The sequence below is a fragment of the Streptomyces sp. NBC_00310 genome (assembly GCF_036208085.1).
In the GTDB taxonomy this organism is placed as follows: Bacteria; Actinomycetota; Actinomycetes; order Streptomycetales; family Streptomycetaceae; genus Streptomyces.
In genome coordinates, this window is record NZ_CP130714.1 from 4245397 (window position 1) to 4266961 (window position 21565).

Below are 21565 nucleotides of genomic sequence, written 5' to 3' on the forward strand. Positions count from 1 at the left end.
CTGAACGACCACCTATGGGAGCGCTTCCATGCCTGAGCCCACAACGCCGGTGACCTTTCCTCCCGCCTTCCTCTGGGGCGCGGCCACCTCCGCCTACCAGATCGAGGGAGCCGTGCGGGAGGACGGCCGTACGCCCTCCATCTGGGACACCTTCAGCCATACCCCGGGCAAGACCGCCGGTGGCGAGACCGGTGACATCGCTGTCGACCACTACCACCGCTACCGCGACGACGTGGCGCTGATGGCGGACCTGGGCCTCAACTCGTACCGCTTCTCCATCTCCTGGTCGCGGGTGCAGCCGACGGGCCGGGGCCCGGCGATCCAGCGCGGCCTGGACTTCTACCGCCGCCTGGTCGACGAGCTGCTGGAGAAGGGCATCAAGCCGGCCGTCACCCTCTACCACTGGGACCTGCCGCAGGAGTTGGAGGACGCGGGCGGCTGGCCCGAGCGCGACATCGTCCACCGCTTCGCCGAGTACGCGCGGATCGTGGGCGAGGCGCTGGGCGACCGCGTCGAGCAGTGGATCACCCTGAACGAGCCGTGGTGCAGCGCGTTCCTCGGCTACGGCTCCGGGGTGCACGCGCCTGGCCGCACGGACCCGGTGGCGTCGCTGCGCGCGGCCCACCACCTGAACGTGGCGCACGGCCTGGGCGTCGCGGCGCTCCGCTCGGCGATGCCCGCCCGCAACTCGATCGCGGTGAGCCTCAACTCGTCGGTGGTACGGCCGATCACGAACTCCCCCGAGGACGTGGCCGCGGCCAGGAAGATCGACGACCTCGCGAACGGCGTCTTCCACGGCCCGATGCTGCACGGCGCGTACCCGGAGACCCTGTTCTCCGCCACCGCGTCGCTGACGGACTGGTCGTTCGTGCAGGACGGTGACGTGGCGACGGCCAACCAGCCGTTGGACGCGCTGGGGTTGAACTACTACACGCCGACGCTGGTGGGCGCGGCGGACGCGGACGCGAGCGGTCCGCGGGCGGACGGCCACGGGGCGAGCAGCCACTCGCCGTGGCCGGGCGCGGACGACGTGCTGTTCCACCAGACTCCGGGCGAGCGTACGGAGATGGGCTGGACGATCGACCCGACGGGTCTGCACGAGCTGATCATGCGGTACTCGCGGGAGGCTCCCGGGCTGCCGATGTACGTCACCGAGAACGGGGCGGCGTACGACGACAAGATGGACGCGGACGGCCGCGTCCACGACCCGGAGCGCATCGCCTACCTGCACGGCCACCTGCGCGCGGTCCGCCGCGCGATCGCCGAGGGGGCGGACGTCCGCGGCTACTACCTGTGGTCCCTGCTGGACAACTTCGAGTGGGCGTACGGGTACGGGAAGCGGTTCGGCGCCGTGTACGTCGACTACGCCACCCTCACGCGTACGCCGAAGTCGAGCGCGTACTGGTACGGGCAGGCAGCCAAGACGGGGGCGCTGCCGCCGCTGGTGACGACCTCGGCGTAGGGGACGTCGGGGCGTAGAGCCGGGGGCTGGGGAGCCCCCTGGGGAACGGGGGGAACGGGGGTCCGGGGCGCGGCGCGATTAGGGGAGCGCCGCGCCCCGGGCGTTGTCGGCGGCGGCGAGTTGGGCTGCTGCGAGCGCCTGTTTCGTGCGTACGACGGCCTCCCTGCGGGCGGTGTTGACGGTCTCCTCGGCGTTTTCGGTGCCGAGGGCCAGGGCCGCTTTGGCCAATAGTTCGACATCGAGGTCGATCAGTGGCTGGGCCGTGCATGAGCCTCCCGGGTTGTTCGTGATGTGCGTGCTCCCAGTTCGAACCACGTGGCCTTGCCCCGGCCGGAGCCGTCCGTTCACACACCCCACGCGTCGGCGCCGAACGAGATCAGCTGCATGCCCCGGCCGCACTCGTCGTCGGGGGTGGCCGAGCGGGCGGTGGGCAGGCCGGGGGCCTCGTCGTGGACGAGGATGCGGAGGCGGGCGGGACGGATCCAGCCGACGTGGAGGATGACAGAGGTCGTGCAGCCCTTCGCCGTACAGGCGTTGATGGCATTGGTGACCGTCTCGGAGGTCAGCAGGACCGCGGTGTCGGTGAGTTCGGGGTGGTCGGCGGCGGTGAGAAGAGCTCGGACGGCTTCCCGGGCGAGGCGGACCCAGGCGGGGTGGGGCGGGAAGGCGAGGGAGACGTTCATGGGGGTCGGTCTCTTTCGACGGCGTCGAGCGTGCACGCGGTGACCAGGTCCGGGCCTCGGCGCCTTGGGAACTGGCTTGAGGGCGGGGGTACTTCCTCGTGACGGGGGGTGGTTGGGTCGATGCCGACCGTAGGGCCACACGTGTGAGAGTTACAACCGTGTACACGCAGCTTCCCCCTTGGGAGTGACGCCTCCCCAGCGCGTTGGACGTCGACACAACGCGCGCGACACACTGCGCACGGCCACGAGGAGGACCGCATGCCACCTAGGACCCGCCCCAGCGAGCGCCAGCGCCGCCTGGGCAGCGAGCTGCGCAAACTGCGTATTCAAGCCGGGTTGTCGGGTGACGCCGCAGCCAAGCTCATCGCCGCCGAACGCACAAGGATCAGCCACATCGAATCCGGCCGCGTCGACGTTCCACGCAACGGGATGTACAGGCTGCTCCGTGCGTACGGCTGCCCCGAAGGCACCTATTTCGAGCACCTGCTGGAAATGGCACACGGGAGCGGGAAGGGCTGGTGGGGTGGGTTCAGCGACACGATCGGCCCGGCAGCCCGGGACCTGGCCGAGCTTGAGTCCCGTTCACACGTGCTACGGACCCACGAACCGCTCCTCATCCCCGGCATGCTCCAGACCGAGGACTACGCCCACGCCGTCATCGGAGCCACGGAAGTCGATCCGCAACGCGTCCGCCGATACACCGAGTTCCGACTCGCGAGGCAGCGCGTGCTGACCGGCTCCCCTGCGGTGTCGTATCACGCGGTCATCCATGAGGCCGCGCTCCACACCCGTGTGGGTGGCCCCGCAATCATGCGCCGACAACTGCTGCGGCTCATCGAGATCTCCCGGCTGCCCAACGTGACCGTGCAGGTGTACCCGTTCGAAGCGGGGAACTACGCCGCGCACACCCAGTCGTTCGTCATCTACGGTGCCGCAGCACCCGAGTTGGACACGGTCTACCTGGAGCACCCCACGCAGTCGCTCTTCCTGAGGGATGGAGAGCAACTCACCGAGTACGCGAAGATGTTCGAGCGGCTCTCCGAGCTGGCGCTGGCACCGGTCGATCCCGAAGCGGCGCCCGAATCGCACGAGACGCGCGACTCACTGAGCCTGATCCAGCACGTGATGTACACCCTCTGAAAGGACCTCCATGTCCCCATTCGGCTGGCAGAAGTCATCGTTCAGCTCGGGCGGCGAGGGCAACTGCATAGAGCTGGCGGCAGCCACCCCCCACCGCATACACCTCCGCGAGAGCGACCGTCCGGACGAGACCACCACGACCACCCCCCGCGCCATGGCGCACCTCCTGCACACGGTCAAGGGCGGCAGCCTCAGTCGCTGAGGCCCAGGTGGGCGAAGACCACGTCCCGTACTCGGTGGACGGCGTCGGGGTCGATGGCCGCGAGGACCGGGAGGGCGTGGTGCCAGCCGGCGGGGGTGAGGGCTTCCGCGAGAAGGGCACGGGCCCTGGGGAGATCCGGGCCGGACGGGGGTGGCAGGAGAAGGGTGGCCAGGCGGCGGGCGAGCAGTGCGATGTCGAGGAAGTAGTTGGCAATCGGGACCGGCACCCGGTCGGCAGGCAGGCAGGCGGCGTACGCGGCGAGCTGGGTGAACGTCTCCGCGCTCCGCTCTTCATTGTCCGCGCGCCGGGCGATCGATCGGGCCGTCTCGTCGTCGCCGAGTGCCGCGTAGGCCAGCGCCGCTCCGCCCATCGATCGGGAAAAGAGCCCCTCTGAGAGCTCAGGCGACGCGACCATCTCGTCCAGGTGGGCCTTGGCGGCGACCGGATCGTCGGCGGCGATCAGCAGACTGAGCAGTATCTCGTCGCCGTACCCGAAGTTCCGACGCAATGGTTGTTCCGCACGCGTATCTAACGAGAGCCGCTCGATGCGGGCTGCACGCTCCTCGTCATGGGGCTTCACGGCGACAAGGAGTCGCGCGGCACGTGCCACGGCATGGCCCGGCATGCGGAGCAGCACATCGTCCACAAGTCGGCCCGCAAGACCAGGGTCGTGCTGCCACAGACCCGCAGTCGTCTCCGTCAGGGCGAGATCGCCGTCAAACGGCAGGCGCCCGGCTACTCTCTGCGTGAATTCGGCGAAGACGTCCGTGACTCGTCGTGCGGCACCGGCCCACCCCAGAGCCTGAACCGCAGCCATCAACGGCTCGGGAAAGAGATCCGTGTCTTCGATCGTGCGGCACAGTTCCACAGCATGCACGGCGAACGTCAGCGCCTGGTCGGTGTCCCGGCCTGCCAGAGCCAGGGAAACGGCAGCGCAACCCCAAGCTCGCACATGGGGCTCATCAATCGTCCCGAGGAGTTGCTCGGCTTCGCCGGGTCGATCCGCTGTGGCCAGGGCTCCTGCGAACGCGGCGAGGCGTTCGGACGCGAACAGCGAATCCGGCCCAGCCGCCGACGTAGGCCCGTGCTCCGCCTTGTGGAGCAGCGCCAGTGACCGCTGCGGATCATCGGCGGCGAAGTGTCCGGCGAGCGCGGCGAGCGCTTCTTCGACGCGGTTCTCCTGCGGCACACTCACCCGTGCGGCGTCAGCCATGTCGAGCAGCAGGGCTTCCACCTCCGTGGCCGCACCGGCGCCTGTGAGCAGATCGACCACTCGGGCGGTGGGACGGTGGTCGTCGGGCAGGGCAAGGATGGACCAGGCTTCAAGAGCGGCCCATGCCTCGGCGACCGCACCCCTACGGGCCGCCCCCTCGACGATCAGCGACCAGATGTCCGACGGCCAATCCTCTACGGACAAACGGTCACCGCCCCCCACGGTCTGCGCATGCCGGTGGGCCGCCGCCATCCGTTCCATGGCCACAAGCGCCATGACAGCGCTGTGCGTTGCCTCTCCATGAACGGGACGCCTGTCGAGGTCCAGTGCCTCCGCCGCCCGCGAGGCCAGTGCCTTCGCCTCGTCGGGGAATGAATCACGCAGGGCATCCTCGGCGATCCCGGACAGGTTCTCGGAGCCTTCCCCTTGCCCCCGGGCTAGTTCACGCGCCGATTCGTACAGCCGCACCGCGTCCTCGGCAAGACCCCGGGTGGAGTACGCCTTGGCGACGTGCGCCAGACCGCAGGCCCGGTCCAGCGCGGAGCCGAACCATCCGGTCGTCTCCTCTGCCTTCCTCAGCAGGGCTGCCGCGTTCTCCGCGTCACCGAGCGTCTCGGCAGTCTTGATCAGCGCATTGCCGTAAGCCTTGACCGCCGGGGAGTCATTGTGCGGCCTGGGCAGTTCCCGAAGGCCGCGCACCGCTTCGTCCGGGCGACCTGCCCGTACCAAGGCAATGGCCAGCGTGCCCCGCGCGGCCATGATGTTCGCTTCCCGATAAGGCATCCCTCTGCGCGGCACGCCCTCGGCCAGCCGCACCGCCTCCTCCGCGAGCCCCACCGCCCGCCGGTCACCCGACTCCGTAAGGACATGTGCCACTCCGGCCACCGCCCGAGCCCGGTCCATGGGCCGGTAGACGCTCCGGGCCAGTCCGATGGCCTGACGGACCCGGCCGAGGCGGGCGTAGACAGCCGGGATGTCCGGATGCAGTGACGCGTTGCGCCGAGCCACCATGTCCTCCACCACCGCGAGCACCGCCAGGGCCCCCATGTCCTCGGGGACGACCCGCCGTACCGTCTCCCGCGCCGCCGCGATCTCCGCGAGGCACGCCGCGTCGCTGCCGGTCACCTCGCGCAGGCGGTCGCGGCGCCGGGCGTCCGTCGCGAGAGATGTGGCCCGGCTCGTGTCGCGGAGCAGGGCGACCAGTCGGCCGTACGGCTGGAGGAGGTACAGCGGGGTGTCCTCCGGCCAGCCCTGGCGCTCGTACGTGGTCGCCCAGGCGTGCAGCCGCACCCGGTACGCGTCGACGTCCCGCCCCAGTTCTTCCTGGGCGGCGGCCAAAAGGATCTCGTGGGCGAAGAGGTAGCCGCGGCTGGTGGTGTACAGGGTCACGTCACCGCCGGCGGAATGGCTGAAGTCACCGCCACGCAGGCGCAGGATGCGGCCGAAGACGCTGCCGAGTCGGTGCCGGAGTGTGTAGCCGGACTCGCCCGTGAGTTCGCGGAGGTCGTCGACCGTGAGGGTGCCGCGGGCGGCGGTGAGCAGGCCGACCACGTCTCGCTCCAACTGGTCACCGGTGAGGGCCCGTTGGAGTTCGTACCTGGCCTCGTGCTCGGTGTGTCGGGCCGCCGCCGAGGTGGTGAGCTGCTCGACCGGGCAGTGGCGGAGGGGATGGCTGCCTTTGACGTCCGGTGGGATGCCGGGGCTCGGGCGGCTGGTCACGAGTACGCGGACGTTCGGCGGTAGCCGTTCCGGGAGCAGTGAGGCGATGCTCGTGGTGCTGCCGCCCGGCTGGAGGGACTGATCCTCGTCGAGTCCGTCCACGACGAGGAGGAGGGTGGCGCCGTCGCGGGCGACGCGTTCGGCAGCCTCGCGCAGGAGGAGCCTGCGTTCGCCGTCACGGGCTGTCGGCGAGGCGTAGTGGCGGGTGGGCTCGCGTCCCGCCAGTGCGGCGAGCTGGTCGATGACCGCTCCGGTGTAGGCGTCGCCGTCCGACTGGCCGGCGTAGCGCGCGGTGATGAAGAACCAGACGGGGACGATGCCACGGGGCGGATGCAGGGCGAACCATGCCGCGAGTGCCGTCTTGCCCGCCCAGGGCGGTCCCTGGAGCCAGAGGTACTCGGTGGAGCCGCCGCAGAACTCGACGAGGTCCTGGAGTTCGGACTGCCTGTCCGTCAGTTCCTCGGGAGCGATGTCGGCGAGTTGTGCTCGATAGATCTTCTGGATGACGTCGTGTCCGGTGGCCGGTACAGCGTCCAGGAGCGACGCGGGGCCCAGCGAGCGGCCCAGCTCGTGTTCCAGTGCTGCCAGTTCCGCGGCGGACACCTTCTCGGCCCAGCGGTCCACCCGGCTCGCCGCGATACGGCCCGGCCCGTCGGACCGGTGGTGACGGCTGACCACGCCGATGAGACGGCCGCCCGCGAAAACGGCCGCGCCGGACATCCCCTCCCACGCGTCCCGCTCCGGGTCCCGGTCGTCCGCCGGAGGCGAGGTGACGCACAGATCGAGCGTGCCCTCGCGCCGGTTGGACAGGACCGCGCAGGCCGCGTGTACGTGCTCCGCGTCCCGGAAGCGTGAACCGTCGTCGTCCGTGCGGAGTTTGAAGCGCGGGAAGCCGAGGGCCGTGCAGCGCAGCACGGCGTCGTGCTCACCGGCGCGGCCGTACGGGACCGGGGCTACGTCCGTGTCCTCGTCCGCGAGTGCCGGAAGGGTGAGTACGGCGATGTCGATGCCCTCGTGCCGCCACGCCACGCTCGCCTCGACGGTCCGCTCACCCGGCCGGTCGACCTGGAATCGCACCCGGACGCCCGTGACGCCCTCCACAACATGCGCGGCGGTCAGCACCTTGCCCGGCGAGACGAGATATCCCGAACCACGCCGCCCCACGGCAGCACCCGGCAGAGCGACGATGATCTCGGCGACCCGTTCCGGCCGCAGCCCCCGGTCAGCGTTCGCCGTCAACCTCGCCGCCCGCGATCAGCACCGACTGCGGGGCGCTCCCGTCCCCCGCCATGGCCTTGGGCGACAGGGTGACCGTGATCCTCTGGGTCTGGGCGTGCGCGTACTTTCCGTTCGCCCCGGCGTCGACAACCCACAGCCGAACCTTCGAATCCGCGCCGGCCTCCCGACTGACCGCGACGGTCGCCTCGATCTCCACGGGGCCGACCTCGAATCGGACCACCTCATCGGCTCCGTCCGTGAGCGCGCTGGTCAGCTGCTGCCTCAACTCGCGGATCATGTCGGACAGTTCGATCACTCTTCCCCCTTGTGCCGCAGTGCTCAGATGCTACAAGTCACCGCAGCGACTTCCGGTCCGGACTGCCGCCTACACGGCGACAAGGCGCACCCGCTCCCCGCAGAGCTTCGCCATGTCGTCGATGTCAGAGGTGAGCATGACCACCGGACGGTGCTGTCGCAGCGCCATCTCGGCCACGGCGGCGTCGATCGCGTACTTGTGACCGTGCAGACCGGCACCGATCAGCATGGCCGACGCGGCCTTGGCCTCCTCATCGCCGATGGGAACGATCCGTATGCCGGACAACACCCACGCGAGCCGCGCCCTGTCCGTCCGCCGATGAACCGCCTCGATGATCGTGAGGGCGCTGATGGCCACCTCCATGCCTCGCTTGCGCGCCTCAGCGACAAGTGCGACGACAGCTTCGTGATCGCCGACCAGCTTGGACAGGCCTTCGCAGTCCAGGACGAGGGTGCCCTCGTGGCTCAGCTTGCGGCGGGCCACTGGCCCTCCTCCGCGAACACCTCGTCGAAGACGCGGCGCGCCCGTTCCTGTTCCTCGCCGGAGATCGACCCCTTGCGCTGCTTGTAGTCGGCCAGGTACTCGTCCAAGATCTGGCCGCGCAGCTCCCGCTCCACCGCCTCGGTGATGAACGCGGAGAACTCACGCTTGCCGACCCGCTGGCGAATCGCCTCCGCCGTGCCTTCCGGAAGGGAGAGGCTGACCCTGGTGGCGGGGCCTTCACCAATTCCGTACTCACTCATGAGGCGAGATTATCAAACGAGTAGGAATGGAGCAGCCCGGGTCAGCCGACGGGGTCCACGTTCCCTGTCTCCGGCAGATCTCCGCCGCAGAAGACGCAGACTTGGTCGTCCTCGCGGACGATGTTGCGCTCCTGGCATGCGGGCCAGACCTTCTCCGACGTCGAACCGTCGATTGCGCTCCTGAAACGCCACAGGACCGCGGCCCCCGAAGGTGCCACGGCCCTGTTCGTTCGTGATGGGCGTCAGCGTGGTTCGCGGACGACGGCCACATCCCCGGCCGCCACCAGCACGGTCGCCGAGACGCCGCTCGTGGCGACCTCCTTGCCCGTCAGCAGCTCGGACGCGTCGGCGGCGACCTCGATCTCGGCCGCCGTCTCCCCGTGGTTGATCAGGAAGAGGTAGTCCGCGTCCGGACCCCGGCGCAGGACCGCCTCCACCCCCTCGGGTGTCGTACGGACCGACTCCACGCCCGCGTCCGCGCGGACGCGGTCCAGGAGGGACGCCAGGGTCGTCGGGTCCGGGCGGGTGGCCACGTACCAGGCCGTGCCGGAGCCGTACGCGTGGCGGGTCACCGCCGGGACGCCGGTCAGGGGGCCGGAGGCGTACGTCGCGATCGGCTCGGCGCCCGCCAGGGCGACGCGTTCCGACCAGACCTCGGCCGTGGCGCCCTCGCCCAGGCCGCTCAGCCCGACCGTCTCCCCCGCCAGCAACGGGAACAGCTCGTCCGTGCGCACGCCCAGCGCCTCGCGGAACGCGCCCGGGTAACCGCCCAGCCGGACATGGCAGTTCTCGTCCACCGCCCCGCTGTGGAAGCCGACGGCCAGCGTGCCGCCGCCCGACGCGAAGCCCGTCAGGTTCTTCGCGCCCTCGTCGTCCACCAGGTACAGGCTCGGCGCCAGCACCAGCTTGTACGCGGAGAGATCCGCGTCCGGGCGTACGAAGTCCACGGCCACCCCGGCCCGCCACAACGGCTCGTACCAGGCGCGGACCAGGTCCTGGAAGCGGAGTTCGCCGCTCGGCTGGGACGGGAGTTCCACCGCCCACCAGGCGCTCCAGTCCCAGACGATCGCCACCTCGGCGACGCCCGCGCTGCCCCGCACCTCGGCCAACGACCGCAGATCCGCGCCCAGTCGGACCACGTCCCGCCAGATCTGGCTGTCCGTGCCCGCGTGCGGGAGCATCGCCGAGTGCCATTGCTCGGCGCCCGCCTTGGCGGCCCGCCACTGGAAGTACGCGATGCCGTCGGCGCCCCGGGCCACGTGGGACAGGGCGTTGCGGCGCAGTTCGCCCGCCGTCTTGGCCCGGTTGACCGGCTGCCAGTTGACCGCGCCGGTGGAGTGTTCCATCAGGAGCCAGGGGCCGCCCGCCAGCGAGCGCACCAGGTCGCCGCTGAGCGCGATGTCGATCTGGGACTCGGGGTCCGTCGACTGGAGGTAGTGGTCGTTCGAGACGATGTCCAACTCCGGCGCCCAGCGCCAGTAGTCCAGCTTGTCGAAGTTGTACATCACCATGAAGTTGGTGGTGGCGGGGGTGGTGGGGTCCGCCTCCAGCAGCACCTCCCGCTCCGCCTTGCACAGCGACAGCAGCGCGTCGCTGCAGAAGCGGCGCCAGTCCAGCTGGTGGGTCGGGTTGGGGACCGCGCCCGTCGGGCGGGGCGGGATGATCTCGTCCCAGTCGTAGTACCACTGGCTCCAGAACGTCGTGCCCCAGGCGTGGTTCAGCGCCGCCAGGTCGTCGTACTTGGCCCGCAGCCAGTCGCGGAACGCCGCCGCGCTGGTGTCGCAGTAGCACTCACCGTTGTGGCAGCCGTACTCGTTGTGGACGTGCCACATGACGACGGCCGGGTGGTCGGCGTACCGCTCGCCCAGGACGCGGGCGATCCGCAGGGCCGCCTCGCGGTAGGCGGGGCTCGACGGGCAGAAGGTCTGGCGGCTGCCGTACGAGAGGGTGCGGCCGTCCTTGTCGACCGGCAGGGCGTCCGGGTGCTCGACGAAGAACCAGGCCGGCGGAGCCGCCGTGGGGGTCGCCAGGTCGGCGGCTATCCCGTTCTCGTGGAGGAGGGCCAGGATGCGGTCCAGGCGGGAGAAGTCGTACTCGCCCTCGCGCGGTTCCAGCAGCGCCCACGCGAAGATGTTGACGCTGACCATGGTGACGCCCGCCTCACGCATGAGGCGTACGTCCTCGGCCCAGACCTCCTCGGGCCACTGCTCGGGGTTGTAGTCACCGCCGTAGGCGATGCCGGGGACCTTCAGTTCGCGCGCGGTCATCGGGCAACTCCTGTCAGGCTGTCGGCGATGCCCGCGCGGGACAGGCGGTACGGGGTCGCGTCGAGGGCGTAGGCGCCGCTGGGGCTCCAGGACTGCCGGCCCTCCTCGTGGACCCGGGCCGTACCGATGTCCACGGGCACGGAGACCACGTGGGTGAAGGGGTGGTGCACGAAGCTTCTCTCTCAAAAAGTGGGCCGCCGAACGGGCCGCCGAACGGCCTGTCAGCCCTTGTTGGCGCCCAGGGTCAGGCCGCTGACGAACTGCCGCTGGAGCGCGAAGTAGACGATCAGGGTGGGGATGGCGGTGAGCAGGGCGCCGGCGGCGACCAGGTTGGGGTCGGTGAAGTACTGGCCGGAGAGGTTGTTCAGGGCCGAGGTGATGGGCATGTTCTCGCCGGTGGAGATGAGGACGAGGGCCCAGAAGAAGTCGTTGTAGATCCAGATGGAGAGCAGGGTCGCCAGGGCTGCCATGGCCGGGCGGCACAGTGGCAGCACGATCTGCCAGTACAGGCGCCATACGGACGCACCGTCGACGAGGGCGGCCTCGGTCAGCTCGTGCGGCAGGGAGCGCATGTAGTTGCTCAGTACGAAGGCGCAGAACCCGGACTGGAAGGCCACGTGGATGAGGACCAGGCCGAGGGCGGAGTCGTACAGCTTGCCGGACATGGTGATGCCGGGGATGTCGATGAGCAGGTACAGGCGGTACAGCGGGGTGATGATGACCTGCTGGGGGAGCAGGTTGCCGGCGGTGAAGACCAGGAGCAGGAAGATGTTGACGCGGAAGTCGAAGCGGCTGACGTAGAAGGCGACCATCGACGACAGGAACAGCGTGAGCAGCACCGCCGGGACGGCGATGATCAGGGTGTTCACGAAGTAGTGCGTCATGTCCGACTGGGTGAACGCGTTCGTGAAGTTGTCCAGGCTCAGCTTGTCGGGCCACGAGACGTAGCCCTTCTCGCTGGTCTCGCCGTACGGGCGCATGGCGGCGTACAGGGCCCACAGCAGGGGCGCCAGCCACGCCAAAGCCGCACCCGCGAGGAAGACGTGCAGCAGGATCCGGGCGGGGCGGACGGGCGTGCGCTCCTTGGGAGCGGCGGTCGCGGCGGTGGTGTCGACGATGGTGCTCACGCTTGCCGCTCCTTCCGGAAGGTCGCGATCAGATACGGGATGATCACGGCGAGGGAGATCACCAGGAGGACGACGGCGATCGCCGATCCGTATCCGATGCGGCTGGACTCTCCGATGATGTTGTTGGTGACGAGGATGGAGAGCAGTTCCGTGCCCTCGGCGCCCTTGTTGAAGACGAAGACGAGGTCGAAGGCGCGCAGGGCCTCGATGATGGTGACGACCAGGACGACGGTGTTCGTCGGGCGCAGGGTCGGGAAGATGACGTTCTTGAACGTCTGCCACTCGTTGGCGCCGTCGAGGGCGGAGGCCTCCCGCAGGGAGGGGTCGACGCCCTTCAGACCGGCCAGGTAGAGGATCATCATGTAGCCGGCGTGCCGCCAGGACGCGGCGATGAGGATGGCCCAGAGGTTGAGGTCCGGGTCGCCGATCCAGTCGATGTAGTGGCCCGGCTCGTTGGCGCCGATGAGGCTGTTGATCAGGCCCGTGTCGGGGTTGTAGATCAGCTGCCAGACGAAGCCGATGACCGCGAGCGACATCACGACGGGCAGGAAGAACGCCGTCTGGTAGACGCGGCTGAACCTGATCTGCTTGTCCAGCTGCACGGCCAGGAACAGGCCGAGCGGCGTGGGGATCAGGATGAGCGCCACGAACCAGATGATGTTGTGCTGGACGGCGGGCCAGAACTGCGGGTTGTTGGTGAACAGTTCCTTGAAGTTCTCCAGCCCGACCCACTTGATCGAGTCGAAGCCGATGCCGTCCCAGGTGGTGAAGGCCAGCGCGATCGAGGCCAGCGCCGTCACCCAGACGAGGGCGACGTGCAGGATCGTCGGCAGACCCGCCATCAGGCCCAGCGTGAGCCTGTCCCGGCGGGTGAGGAGCCGCCGGTGCCCCTGGGGCACCTTCGCGGCTTGTGCGGTCTTGGTGACAGGGCCGGAGCCCGGAGGCGGCGTGGCCGCCTCCGGGCTCTCGGTGGGGGTGGTCGTCATGTCAGGAGGTCATCCAGTCGTGAGGACGGTCGATCGTCAGGATGCTCGGTCGTCAGGACGCGAAGATCGTCTTCTTCTGGCGCTCGATGGACGAGAGCAGGCTGTCGACGCCCTTGGGGTCGCGGATGAACTTCTGCAGCGCCGGCTGCATCACCGTGGAGGTGAAGTCCGGGCGGCTGTCGCGGTCCATGAACTGGGTGAGGCTCTTGGCGCCGGAGATCATCTCGTACGCCTTCTTCTGCAGCGGCGAGTACGAGGAGGTGTCGGCCTTGGTGGAGGCCGCCACCACGTTCGGGTCGGCCTTCAGGTAGATCTGCTCGGCCTCCGGGGTGCCGAGGAACTCCAGCAGCTTGGCCGCGCCCGCCTTGTTCTTCGGGGCCTTGCTGAGCATGAAGCCGTCGGTGGGGGCCTCGACGGTGTCCTGGCCGTACGCCGGGTCGATCTCCGGGAAGGCGAAGAAGTCCAGGTCGTCCAGGTCGTCCTTGTTCGTGAACTGCTGGCCCACGAAGGTGCCCAGCAGGTACATGCCGGCCTTCTTCGACGCCAGGGTCTGCGCGGCGTCCTGCCAGGTACGGCCGACGGCGCCCTCCTGGTGGTACGGCAACAGCTCGGCCCACAGGTCGAAGACCTTGCGCACCTTGGCGTCCGTCCAGGACGCCTTGCCCGCCATCAGCTCGACGTGGAAGTCGTAGCCGTTGGTGCGGAAGTTGAGCTGGTCGAAGGTGCCCATCGCCGGCCAGGCGTCCTTGTCGCCGAAGGCGATCGGGACGAGCTTGTCCTTCTCCATCTGCTTGCAGAGGGCGATCAGCTGGTCCCACGTGGTGGGAACCTCGTAGCCCTTCTCCTGGAAGACGCTCTTGCGGTAGAAGAGCGCCCAGGGGTACGTGTACAGCGGCACGAAGTAGAACTTGCCGTCCGCGCCCTTGCTGAGCTTCTTCATCGCCTCGGGGAAGTTGCCCCCGATCTTGTCCCACACGTCGTCGATCGGGCTGGCGAGGCCCTTCGCCGCGAAGAACTGCATGCGGTAGCCCGCGAACCAGTGGAACACGTCGTCCGGCGTGCCCTGCAGGTAGGTGTTGATCTGCTCCTGGAACGTGTTGTGGTCCTTGGTGTTCACGTCGACCGTGATCCCGGACTGCTTCTTGAAGGCCGCGTAGATCTCGGCGAACGCCTTCTTCGGCACCGCGTCCGACGCGTTGGAGCCGAGGGTGACGGTCTTCGAGTCGGCGGCCGTGCCGCCGCTGCCGCCACAGGCGCTGAGCAGGGGGACTCCAGCGCCGAGTGCCGCGGCCCCGCCTATGCCGCGCAGCAGGGTGCGACGGCTCGGGCCGGGGACGGAGAGACCGGAAGGTGTGAGATGCATGTACGGCTCCCTGGGGGACAAGTCGTTCGGTCTCTATGGCCCTCGCCGGTGACTGATCGAAAACAATCAGAAACCAACTCGACCGAACATCGTGGCCGCAATAACAGCTCTATGTCATGTCATACGTCAAGACTTCTTGTCCCCCTTTGTTGAAACGTAATCCCTGGTTGTCGAAACGTGACCGTCACACACGTGAGCCACGTCACATGGACATGCTCACGCATACGGGACACAGCGACCGCACAAGCCCTCTCGCGACCGAGCGCGTGACGGTGCGCGCGCCTACGGGGAGGCGGAGAGCGCCTTGGTGTGTTTGCGCCGGCGTACGGAAACGCCCCGGTGCCCCTTCCGCCCTGACGCCCTCCCGTCCCTCGCGTCACGACCGTTCAACTGGATCCAGATCCGCACCTCGGTGCCGCCCAGCACCGACGACCCCAGGCGCACATCGCCGCCGGTCGACTCGGCGAGTCGACGCACGATGTCGAGGCCCAGACCGGTCGAGCCGTCGCTGCCGGAGCCGCGGCCCCGAGCCATGGCCGCCTCGGGGTCGGCGATGCCGGGGCCGGCGTCGGAGACGAGAACGATCACCGCGTCCTCGCCGTTGTGAACGTCGACAGCGAACGCGGTGCCCTCCGCCGTGTGCCGGAAGACATTGCCGAGGAGGGCGTCCAGGGCAGCGGCGAGGTCGGCCCGGGCGACGGGTATGCGGACCGGGCGCTCGATACCGGCCACCCGCCACTTGCGGCCCTCGTCCTCCGCGAGCGCCGACCAGAACGCCATCCGCTCCCGGACCACCTCGGCCGCGTCGCACCCGGCGCCGGGCCCCGCCACCGCGGTCTGCGGCTTGGCCTCCCGCGCCGTACGGATGATCGTGTCGACCTCCCGCTCCAGCTGCTCGACCGCCGCCCGCGTCTGCTCGGCGGCCGGCCCGTCGCCGAGCGAGGCCGCGTTCAGCCGCAGCACGGTCAGCGGTGTCCGCAGGCGGTGCGACAGGTCTGCCGCCAACTCCCTCTCGTTCGCCAGCAGCTGGACCACCTGGTCGGCCATCGCGTTGAACGCCACCGCCGCCAGCCGCAGCTCCTTGGGCCCCTTCTCCGGTACCCGCGCGCCCAGTTGCCCCTCCCCCAGTTCGTGCGCGCTCTCGACCAGCCGCCGCGCGGGCCGGACCATACGCACCCCGAGCCGGTCGGCCACCGCGACCGAGCCGACGATCAGCAGGGCGCCCACCCCGGCGAGCACCGCCCACGCCGTGGCGACCCCGTTGCTCACCTCCGACTCGGGCACATACACCTCGACGACCGCTATCTCGCCGGAGCTGAGCGCGGTCGGCTGGAGCAGCGTGGACCCGCCCGGCACCTCGGTGGTGGAGGCCCGGCCCAGCTTCCGCACGGTCACGATGTCCTCGTCCAAGGCCCGCTGCCGGCCCAGGTCGAGCGCGGCGGACCCCGTACCGTCCGCCGGTATGTGGACCGCCATCCCGTCGTCCGACCCGGCCGAGGCGACGACCCGCTCCAACTGCTCCCGGTCGGTGGTGATGGAGAGCGCCGGGGCGATCGCCGCCGCCTCCCGCTCGGCGCCCGAGAAGGCCCGGTCCCGCGCCATCTCCTTGACGACCAGCCCGAGCGGCACCGCGAACGCCACCACGACCATCGCCGTCACCGCCAGACACACCTTGACCAGTGCCCACCTCATGGCCGCGCCCCCGCCCCGGGTGGCTCCAGCTTCACGCCGACCCCCCGCAACGTGTGCAGATAGCGCGGCTTCGCCGCCGTCTCCCCCAACTTCCGCCGCAGCCACGACAGATGCACGTCGATGGTCTGGTCGTCCCCGTACGACTGCTGCCACACCTCGGCCAGCAGCTCCTTGCGCGGGACGACGACGCCGGGCCGTCCGGCGAGGAAGGCGAGCAGGTCGAACTCGCGCCGGGTGAGGTCGAGTCGTACGCCGTCCAGCTCGGCCTGGCGGCGCAGCGGATCGATCGCGAGGCCGCCGACGCGGATGACCGTGGACGGCGGTGCCTCCCCGGCGAAGGCGCGGGAGCGGCGCAGTACGGCCGCCATCCGGGCGGACAGGTGCTCGACCGAGAACGGCTTGGTCAGGTAGTCGTCCGCGCCCGCGTTCAACAGGCGGACGATCTCCGTCTCGTCGTCCCGCGCGGTCGCGATGATCACCGGGACGTCCGTGATGCCGCGCAGCATCTTCAGTGCCTCCGAGCCGTCGAGGTCGGGCAGCCCGAGGTCGAGGATGACCACGTCGAAGCGGACATGCGCGACCTCGCGCAGCGCCTCCAGGGCCGTACCGACGCTGCGCACGGTGTGTCCGGCGTCCGTCAGATGCCTGATCAGCGCCGAGCGTACGAACTGGTCGTCCTCGACCACGAGCACACGTGCCATGCGCCGCACCGTACGCCAAACGGGACGGGCCGGTCGGGGCCTGTGGACAACTCACGCGGCCGCGACACCTCCGGGGCCCGTGGGGCAGTATGGCCACGATGCGCAGAGGACTTCTCCCCGTACTGGCCTGGCTGCTCGCCACAGGCGCGGCGGTCACGCTGACGTGGTGGGGTGTGCACACGGTGATGACCGGCACCGCGTACGACCCGCCCCGCGCCCTCCCCATCACGGCCGCCGACGCACAGGCCCAGGGTGCCCCCGCGCCGATCACCGCGACGGCCCTCCCGGAGCCGACGCGGAGCACGAAGGCACCGGAGACGGACGACAGCGGCGAGCCGTCCAAGTCCCCTTCGCGTTCCCGGCAGCCGTCGAGGTCCGCCAAGCCCAGCCCCGGTCCGAGCACGAGCACGGGCACGGGCACGGGCACGCCGCGCGACTCGGGTGAGATCAAGGGATACGACACCGAGGGCGGCCGGGTGGTCCTCTCGCTCGGCGCGGATGACGCGACCCTCGTGTCGGCGACACCCGGCTCGGGCTGGTCGATGCAGGTGTGGAAGACGGAGACGTGGATCCGCGTCGACTTCGCCGCCGGTGCGGACCGGGTGTCGGTGTTCTGCACCTGGCACGACAGCGCGCCCCGGGTGGACGTCCAGAACTTCTGAACCTCCGGGGACCGGTGGCCTCAGCGGAACGCCGACGGCGGCGGGGCCGGCGAGGCCACCGCCGCCGCGTCCCTCACCGGCACCGCGCCGCCCGTGAAGTCGATGAGCGCGTGGCCGTGTTCGACGCGGCCGGGGTGCGGGTCGGAGGCGGCGCGGCGGGTCAGTTCGGCGACGGGGAGCGGCCGGTCGGAGGCGACGAGGACCGCGTTGCCGAATCGTCTGCCCCGCAGCACGGTGGGGTCGGCGACCAGCGCCAGTTCCGGGAAGACGACGGCCGCGGTGGCGATCTGGCCGCGCAGATGGGCCAGCGGCGGGCCGTCGGCGAGGTTGGCGGCGTAGCACCCGCCGGGCTTCACCACCCGCCGTACCTCCGTGAGGAATTCCGTCGACGTCAGGTGCGCCGGGGTGCGCGCCGCGCTGAACACGTCCGCGATCACCAGGTCCGCCCATCCGTCCGGCACCTTCGCGAGCCCCTCGCGCGCGTCCGTCGACCGCACCCGTATCCGCGCGTTCGGGTCCAACGGAAGCTCCCGCCGGACCAGTTGGACGAGGGCCGCGTCACGCTCGACGACCTGCTGGGTGGAGCGGGGCCGCGTGGCGGCGACATACCGGGCGAGGGTGAAGGCGCCCCCGCCGAGGTGCACGGCGTGCACGGGCCGCCCGGCCGGGGCGACGAGATCGATCACATGGCCGAGCCGCCGCTGGTACTCGAAGGAGAGGTACGCCGGATCGTCGAGATCGACATGCGACTGCGGCGCCCCGTCGACCAGCAACGTCCACGCCCGGGACCGGTCCCGATCCGGAAGCAGCTCGGCGAGCCCCCCGTCGACCTCCTCGACAACGGCGTCGGCCCCTTGCCCGCGCCGCCCCTGCCCCTTCTTCGCCCTGCCCATTGACCCATTATCGGCCCGGACGAAGAGGGGCGCGCCGCGCGGGGGGCACGACCCCGGCGGGCCGCGGGCCCGTCTTCGAGGGGCGCGGGGCCGTGGCATATGCGGCTCCGCCGCGAGGGCGCGATCGGCCACGACGAACCCGCGGCCGCCGACGAACAGAACCCCCTACGACGACCGGGCCACACTCACCGACAGTTGTCCGCGGCCTCGATCAACCGCGCCGCCTCGCCCAGCGCCGCCCGCAACACCGTCGGATCGGTCGCGAGGTCCGCCTCCCCCGGCGGAAGCAACCAGTCCGAACCGTCCGCGGGAACCAGCACGGCCCCCCGGCCGTCGCTGTGCGTGCACGTGCTCCCCGGCACGTCCCACGCGTCCGCCGTACCGGGCGGCACCAGGAACCCGAGGGTGTCGCAGGTGTCGTCGTGCAGGACGGGCCCGACCGTCATGACGGGCCCCACCGCGTCGAGAGCCCCCCGGCGGAGGATGTCGACCGCCTCCAGCCCCTGCCGCGCGGGCACGGTCACCAAGTCGCACTCGGAACGGGGTTCGAGGTTCTTCATCCGGGCCTCCCACGCCTGCCAGCCCCCTGCCCAACGCGCCAGTCCGTCAACGGCTACGGCGAAACTGCGCCGCAAAGGATGGCAGTTCATGGCAGATCCAGGATGAGATATCCGGTTTGTAGCCAAACATCGCGTGGGGGCACCGACGGGGCCGGTACGTTCTTGCCCCGCCGGACACAGCGGAACCAACCGTGCAGCACGCGCACAAGTCCTCCTGAATCCGGCATGGTTCGACGGTTCGCGAGAGAGGGCCCGGCCATGGCGTCGTCATCGGTGACCTCGTCCCAGTTCCCCCGTCCACAGCGGCCGAACCTCGCCCTCAGGCAGCTGCGCGGGCAGCGTTCGCCGGGCGAGTTCGCCGCGGCGGTACGGCGGGCCGCGCGTGAGATCGGCGAGCAGGTGAGCTGTGACGCGCGCTACGTCGGACGGGTCGAGGCGGGCGAGATCCGCTGCCCCAACTACGCGTACGAACGGGTGTTCCTGCATATGTTCCCTGGCCGGACGCTGACCGACCTGGGGTTCGCGCCCCGCGCGGAGGTACGCGGTCGGGGGGCGCGCCCCGCCGACGAGGCGCCCTCCCCTCGCAACGAGAGCCGCTCTCACCCCTCACCCGGAGTGAGGGGTGAGACGGAAGAGGCGTATGAGCCGTATGACACGCAAGAGACGTACGACATGCAGGACCCGCGGGGCGACACGGTCCATGTGCACGGCCGGCGGGGCACGCAGGAGACGTACCAGAACCACGAGGAGAGCGACGTGCAACGTCGCGCGTTCATGACCGGAGGCACCGCCGCGATGGTGGCCGCCTCGCTCGGCCCCTTCGCCCCGGGCGGCGCGGCCTCGGCCGCGGGCCGTCCCGTGCACCGGGCGGGTACGGGGGAGGCGGGGGCCCTCGAAGCGGCCGTACGCAAGATCCGGCTGCTCGACGACCGGCACGGGGCGGACGGGCTGTACCGCAGGGCCTCGGCGCCGCTGCGGGCGGCCTACGCGCTGCTCGACGCCGGCACCACCCGGCAGACCACCGCCGACCGGCTGTACTCGGGGGCGGGGGAACTGGCCATCTCCGTGGGCTGGCTGGCCCATGACTCGGGACGGTTCGACGACGCCCGCTCGCACTACGCGGAGGCCCTGGCCACGGCCCGGATGTCGGGGGACCCGGGACTGGAGGCGCACGCGTTCTGCAACACGGCGTTCCTCGCGCGGGACGCGGGCCGGCCGCGTGAGGCGGTACGGGCGGCGCAGGCCGCGCAGCGGGTCGCCCGGCCGCTGGGGTCACCACGGCTGATGTCCCTGCTGGCGCTGCGGGAGGCGGGCGGCTGGGCGGGGCTCGCCGACCGCACCGGGTGCGAACAGGCGCTGGCCCGGGCGCACGCCCTGTTCGGGCGGGGGACCTCCGAGGCCGACCCGGAGTGGATGAGCTTCTACGGGCAGGCCGAGCTGGAGGGCCTGGAGGCGCAGTGCTGGTCCACGCTGGGCGACTGGCCCCGGGCGGCCCGGCACGCGCGCCGGGCCGCCGGCCTCCAGAACCCGCACTTCACACGCAACATCGCGCTCTACACCGCCGAGCTCGCCGACGACCTCGCGCGCGGGGGGCGGCCCGACGAGGCCGCCGCGGCCGGGATGCGGGTCCTCGACCTCCTCGACGAGGTCCAGTCCTCCCGCGTCCAGCAGATGCTCGCGGGCACGGCGCGCGTGCTGCTGCCGCACCGCCGGGCCGCGGGGGTGTCGGCGTTCCTGGAACGTCACGCGGGGGCCGCGCGGACCGCGTAGTCCGAAGGGCACCCGGGGTTGCCGCCGGGCGGAGGTCGGTCTCGCTCACCGGCGCCTGCCGGGTGCCGCCGCCCCTCCCCCGGCGCCCCCGGCGGCACGACTGCCCGCAGCCATGCCTGGCGGCCGATGATGATCAGCCCGCCAGGTGCCCCGTGTCGTTCCAGGACTCGATCGCGGGGTCGCCGTAGGCCCAGCCCAGCACCGACAGGGACGTCGGGTTGAGACGGATACGGGCGGCGAAGCCGAGGTCGAGGCCCAGCCAGCGCGCGGCTATGGAGCGCAGGATGTGGCCGTGGGCGAAGACGAGCACGTCGCGTTCGGCGGAACGCGCCCACGCCACCACCTCGTCCGCGCGCGCGGAGAGCTGCCGCAGGGTCTCCCCCTCGGGGACACCGTCGCGCCACATGAGCCAGCCGGGGCGGAAGTCCTGGATCTCGGCGGGAGTCAGTCCCTCGTACGCCCCGTAGTCCACCTCCATGAGCGTGTCCCACTCGGTGGCCCGCTCGCCGAAGCCGGCCAGTTCGCACGTCTCACGCGCGCGGGAGAGGGGACTCGTCCGGACGTCGACACCGGGCAGCCCGTCCAGGGGTGCCCGGTGGAGGCGCTCCCCGAGGAGCTTGGCACCGCGTCGGCCCTCGTCGAGGAGGGGGATGTCCGTCCTGCCGGTGTGCTTCCCGAGCAGGGACCATTCCGTCTGTCCGTGCCGGGCCAGCAGGATGCGCGGTGCCATGAGCGACCTTTCCAGGGGCCTTCTGGGAGAAGGAAGAATTCGGAGGCGAACCGTTCCATCATCGCTCACGCTGTCGGGGGGCAACCCGAGAGGCGATCCCAGCGTCTTGGACATCGTC

The 21565-nt window shown here is 70.5% G+C and carries 21 protein-coding genes; 5 read left to right on the top strand and 16 right to left on the bottom strand.

The window, feature by feature from the left end:
• Window positions 1-28 precede the first annotated feature (28 nt).
• The gene (locus OG202_RS18555) at window positions 29-1462 is read left to right on the top strand and encodes a GH1 family beta-glucosidase (RefSeq protein WP_328223159.1); all 1434 of its coding nucleotides are present in this window, start codon (window positions 29-31) and stop codon (window positions 1460-1462) included.
• A 78-nt stretch (window positions 1463-1540) separates the two neighbouring features.
• Here the strand turns inward: OG202_RS18555 and OG202_RS18560 are convergent, their stop codons facing one another.
• Both OG202_RS18560 and OG202_RS18565 read right to left on the bottom strand, forming a co-directional pair.
• Window positions 1541-1777, bottom strand: coding sequence for a hypothetical protein (locus OG202_RS18560; RefSeq protein ID WP_328223160.1), 237 nt, complete (start codon window positions 1775-1777; stop codon window positions 1541-1543).
• A 29-nt stretch (window positions 1778-1806) separates the two neighbouring features.
• Window positions 1807-2145: an ATP-binding protein gene (locus OG202_RS18565; RefSeq protein ID WP_327729570.1), complete on the bottom strand. Its 339-nt coding sequence runs from the start codon at window positions 2143-2145 to the stop codon at window positions 1807-1809.
• A 258-nt stretch (window positions 2146-2403) separates the two neighbouring features.
• On the opposite strand from OG202_RS18565, the gene OG202_RS18570 reads away from it, so the two are divergent.
• Together OG202_RS18570 and OG202_RS18575 are read left to right on the top strand one after the other, a co-directional pair.
• The gene (locus OG202_RS18570) at window positions 2404-3285 is read left to right on the top strand and encodes a helix-turn-helix domain-containing protein (RefSeq protein ID WP_326582580.1); all 882 of its coding nucleotides are present in this window, start codon (window positions 2404-2406) and stop codon (window positions 3283-3285) included.
• A 10-nt stretch (window positions 3286-3295) separates the two neighbouring features.
• Window positions 3296-3487: a DUF397 domain-containing protein gene (locus OG202_RS18575; protein ID WP_326582579.1), complete on the top strand. Its 192-nt coding sequence runs from the start codon at window positions 3296-3298 to the stop codon at window positions 3485-3487.
• On the opposite strand, the gene OG202_RS18580 is transcribed toward OG202_RS18575, so the two are convergent.
• From OG202_RS18580 to OG202_RS18630, 11 genes are all read right to left on the bottom strand, one after another.
• Entirely contained in the window at window positions 3477-7658 is a 4182-nt protein-coding gene (locus tag OG202_RS18580) for a trypsin-like peptidase domain-containing protein (RefSeq protein WP_328223161.1), read from the bottom strand. The genes OG202_RS18575 and OG202_RS18580 overlap by 11 nt on opposite strands.
• Window positions 7642-7953, bottom strand: coding sequence for a trypco2 family protein (locus OG202_RS18585; protein WP_327729568.1), 312 nt, complete (start codon window positions 7951-7953; stop codon window positions 7642-7644). Before OG202_RS18585 ends, OG202_RS18580 begins: the two co-directional genes overlap by 17 nt.
• Before the next feature lie 69 nt (window positions 7954-8022).
• Window positions 8023-8436 carry a DNA-binding protein gene (locus OG202_RS18590; RefSeq protein ID WP_326582576.1) on the bottom strand — a complete coding sequence of 138 codons (414 nt, stop codon included), beginning with the start codon at window positions 8434-8436 and terminating at the stop codon, window positions 8023-8025.
• A complete protein-coding gene (locus tag OG202_RS18595) occupies window positions 8418-8696 on the bottom strand; it encodes a hypothetical protein (protein WP_326582575.1) in 279 nt (92 codons plus the stop codon). Before OG202_RS18595 ends, OG202_RS18590 begins: the two co-directional genes overlap by 19 nt.
• Window positions 8697-8938: 242 nt before the next feature.
• Window positions 8939-10963 (bottom strand): beta-galactosidase, encoded by a 2025-nt coding sequence (locus OG202_RS18600; protein WP_328223162.1) that lies wholly within the window; start codon window positions 10961-10963, stop codon window positions 8939-8941.
• Window positions 10960-11133 (bottom strand): hypothetical protein, encoded by a 174-nt coding sequence (locus OG202_RS18605; RefSeq protein WP_326585994.1) that lies wholly within the window; start codon window positions 11131-11133, stop codon window positions 10960-10962. The genes OG202_RS18600 and OG202_RS18605 overlap by 4 nt, the downstream gene beginning before the upstream one ends.
• Before the next feature lie 51 nt (window positions 11134-11184).
• Window positions 11185-12090, bottom strand: a complete 906-nt coding sequence (locus OG202_RS18610; protein ID WP_326582573.1) for a carbohydrate ABC transporter permease — start codon at window positions 12088-12090, stop codon at window positions 11185-11187.
• Window positions 12087-13076, bottom strand: a complete 990-nt coding sequence (locus OG202_RS18615; RefSeq protein ID WP_326582572.1) for a carbohydrate ABC transporter permease — start codon at window positions 13074-13076, stop codon at window positions 12087-12089. Before OG202_RS18615 ends, OG202_RS18610 begins: the two co-directional genes overlap by 4 nt.
• 52 nt (window positions 13077-13128) lie before the next feature.
• Entirely contained in the window at window positions 13129-14439 is a 1311-nt protein-coding gene (locus OG202_RS18620) for an ABC transporter substrate-binding protein (protein WP_327729565.1), read from the bottom strand.
• 282 nt (window positions 14440-14721) lie between these two features.
• On the bottom strand, window positions 14722-16131 hold the full coding sequence (locus OG202_RS18625; RefSeq protein ID WP_328223164.1) for a sensor histidine kinase: 1410 nt from the start codon (window positions 16129-16131) through the stop codon (window positions 14722-14724).
• The gene (locus OG202_RS18630; RefSeq protein WP_326582569.1) at window positions 16128-16832 is read right to left on the bottom strand and encodes a response regulator transcription factor; all 705 of its coding nucleotides are present in this window, start codon (window positions 16830-16832) and stop codon (window positions 16128-16130) included. The genes OG202_RS18625 and OG202_RS18630 overlap by 4 nt, the downstream gene beginning before the upstream one ends.
• Window positions 16833-16921: 89 nt before the next feature.
• On the opposite strand from OG202_RS18630, the gene OG202_RS18635 reads away from it, so the two are divergent.
• On the top strand, window positions 16922-17494 hold the full coding sequence (locus OG202_RS18635; protein WP_328223165.1) for a hypothetical protein: 573 nt from the start codon (window positions 16922-16924) through the stop codon (window positions 17492-17494).
• A gap of 20 nt (window positions 17495-17514) precedes the next feature.
• Here the strand turns inward: OG202_RS18635 and OG202_RS18640 are convergent, their stop codons facing one another.
• Both OG202_RS18640 and OG202_RS18645 read right to left on the bottom strand, forming a co-directional pair.
• Window positions 17515-18387, bottom strand: coding sequence for a spermidine synthase (locus tag OG202_RS18640; RefSeq protein WP_328223166.1), 873 nt, complete (start codon window positions 18385-18387; stop codon window positions 17515-17517).
• A gap of 185 nt (window positions 18388-18572) precedes the next feature.
• Window positions 18573-18947 carry a hypothetical protein gene (locus tag OG202_RS18645; protein WP_326582566.1) on the bottom strand — a complete coding sequence of 125 codons (375 nt, stop codon included), beginning with the start codon at window positions 18945-18947 and terminating at the stop codon, window positions 18573-18575.
• A gap of 258 nt (window positions 18948-19205) precedes the next feature.
• Between OG202_RS18645 and OG202_RS18650 the strand changes: the two genes are divergently transcribed.
• On the top strand, window positions 19206-20717 hold the full coding sequence (locus OG202_RS18650; protein ID WP_328223167.1) for a hypothetical protein: 1512 nt from the start codon (window positions 19206-19208) through the stop codon (window positions 20715-20717).
• A gap of 133 nt (window positions 20718-20850) precedes the next feature.
• Here OG202_RS18650 and OG202_RS18655 read toward each other — a convergent pair whose 3' ends face one another.
• The gene (locus OG202_RS18655) at window positions 20851-21447 is read right to left on the bottom strand and encodes a histidine phosphatase family protein (protein ID WP_326582564.1); all 597 of its coding nucleotides are present in this window, start codon (window positions 21445-21447) and stop codon (window positions 20851-20853) included.
• Window positions 21448-21565: the final 118 nt, after the last annotated feature.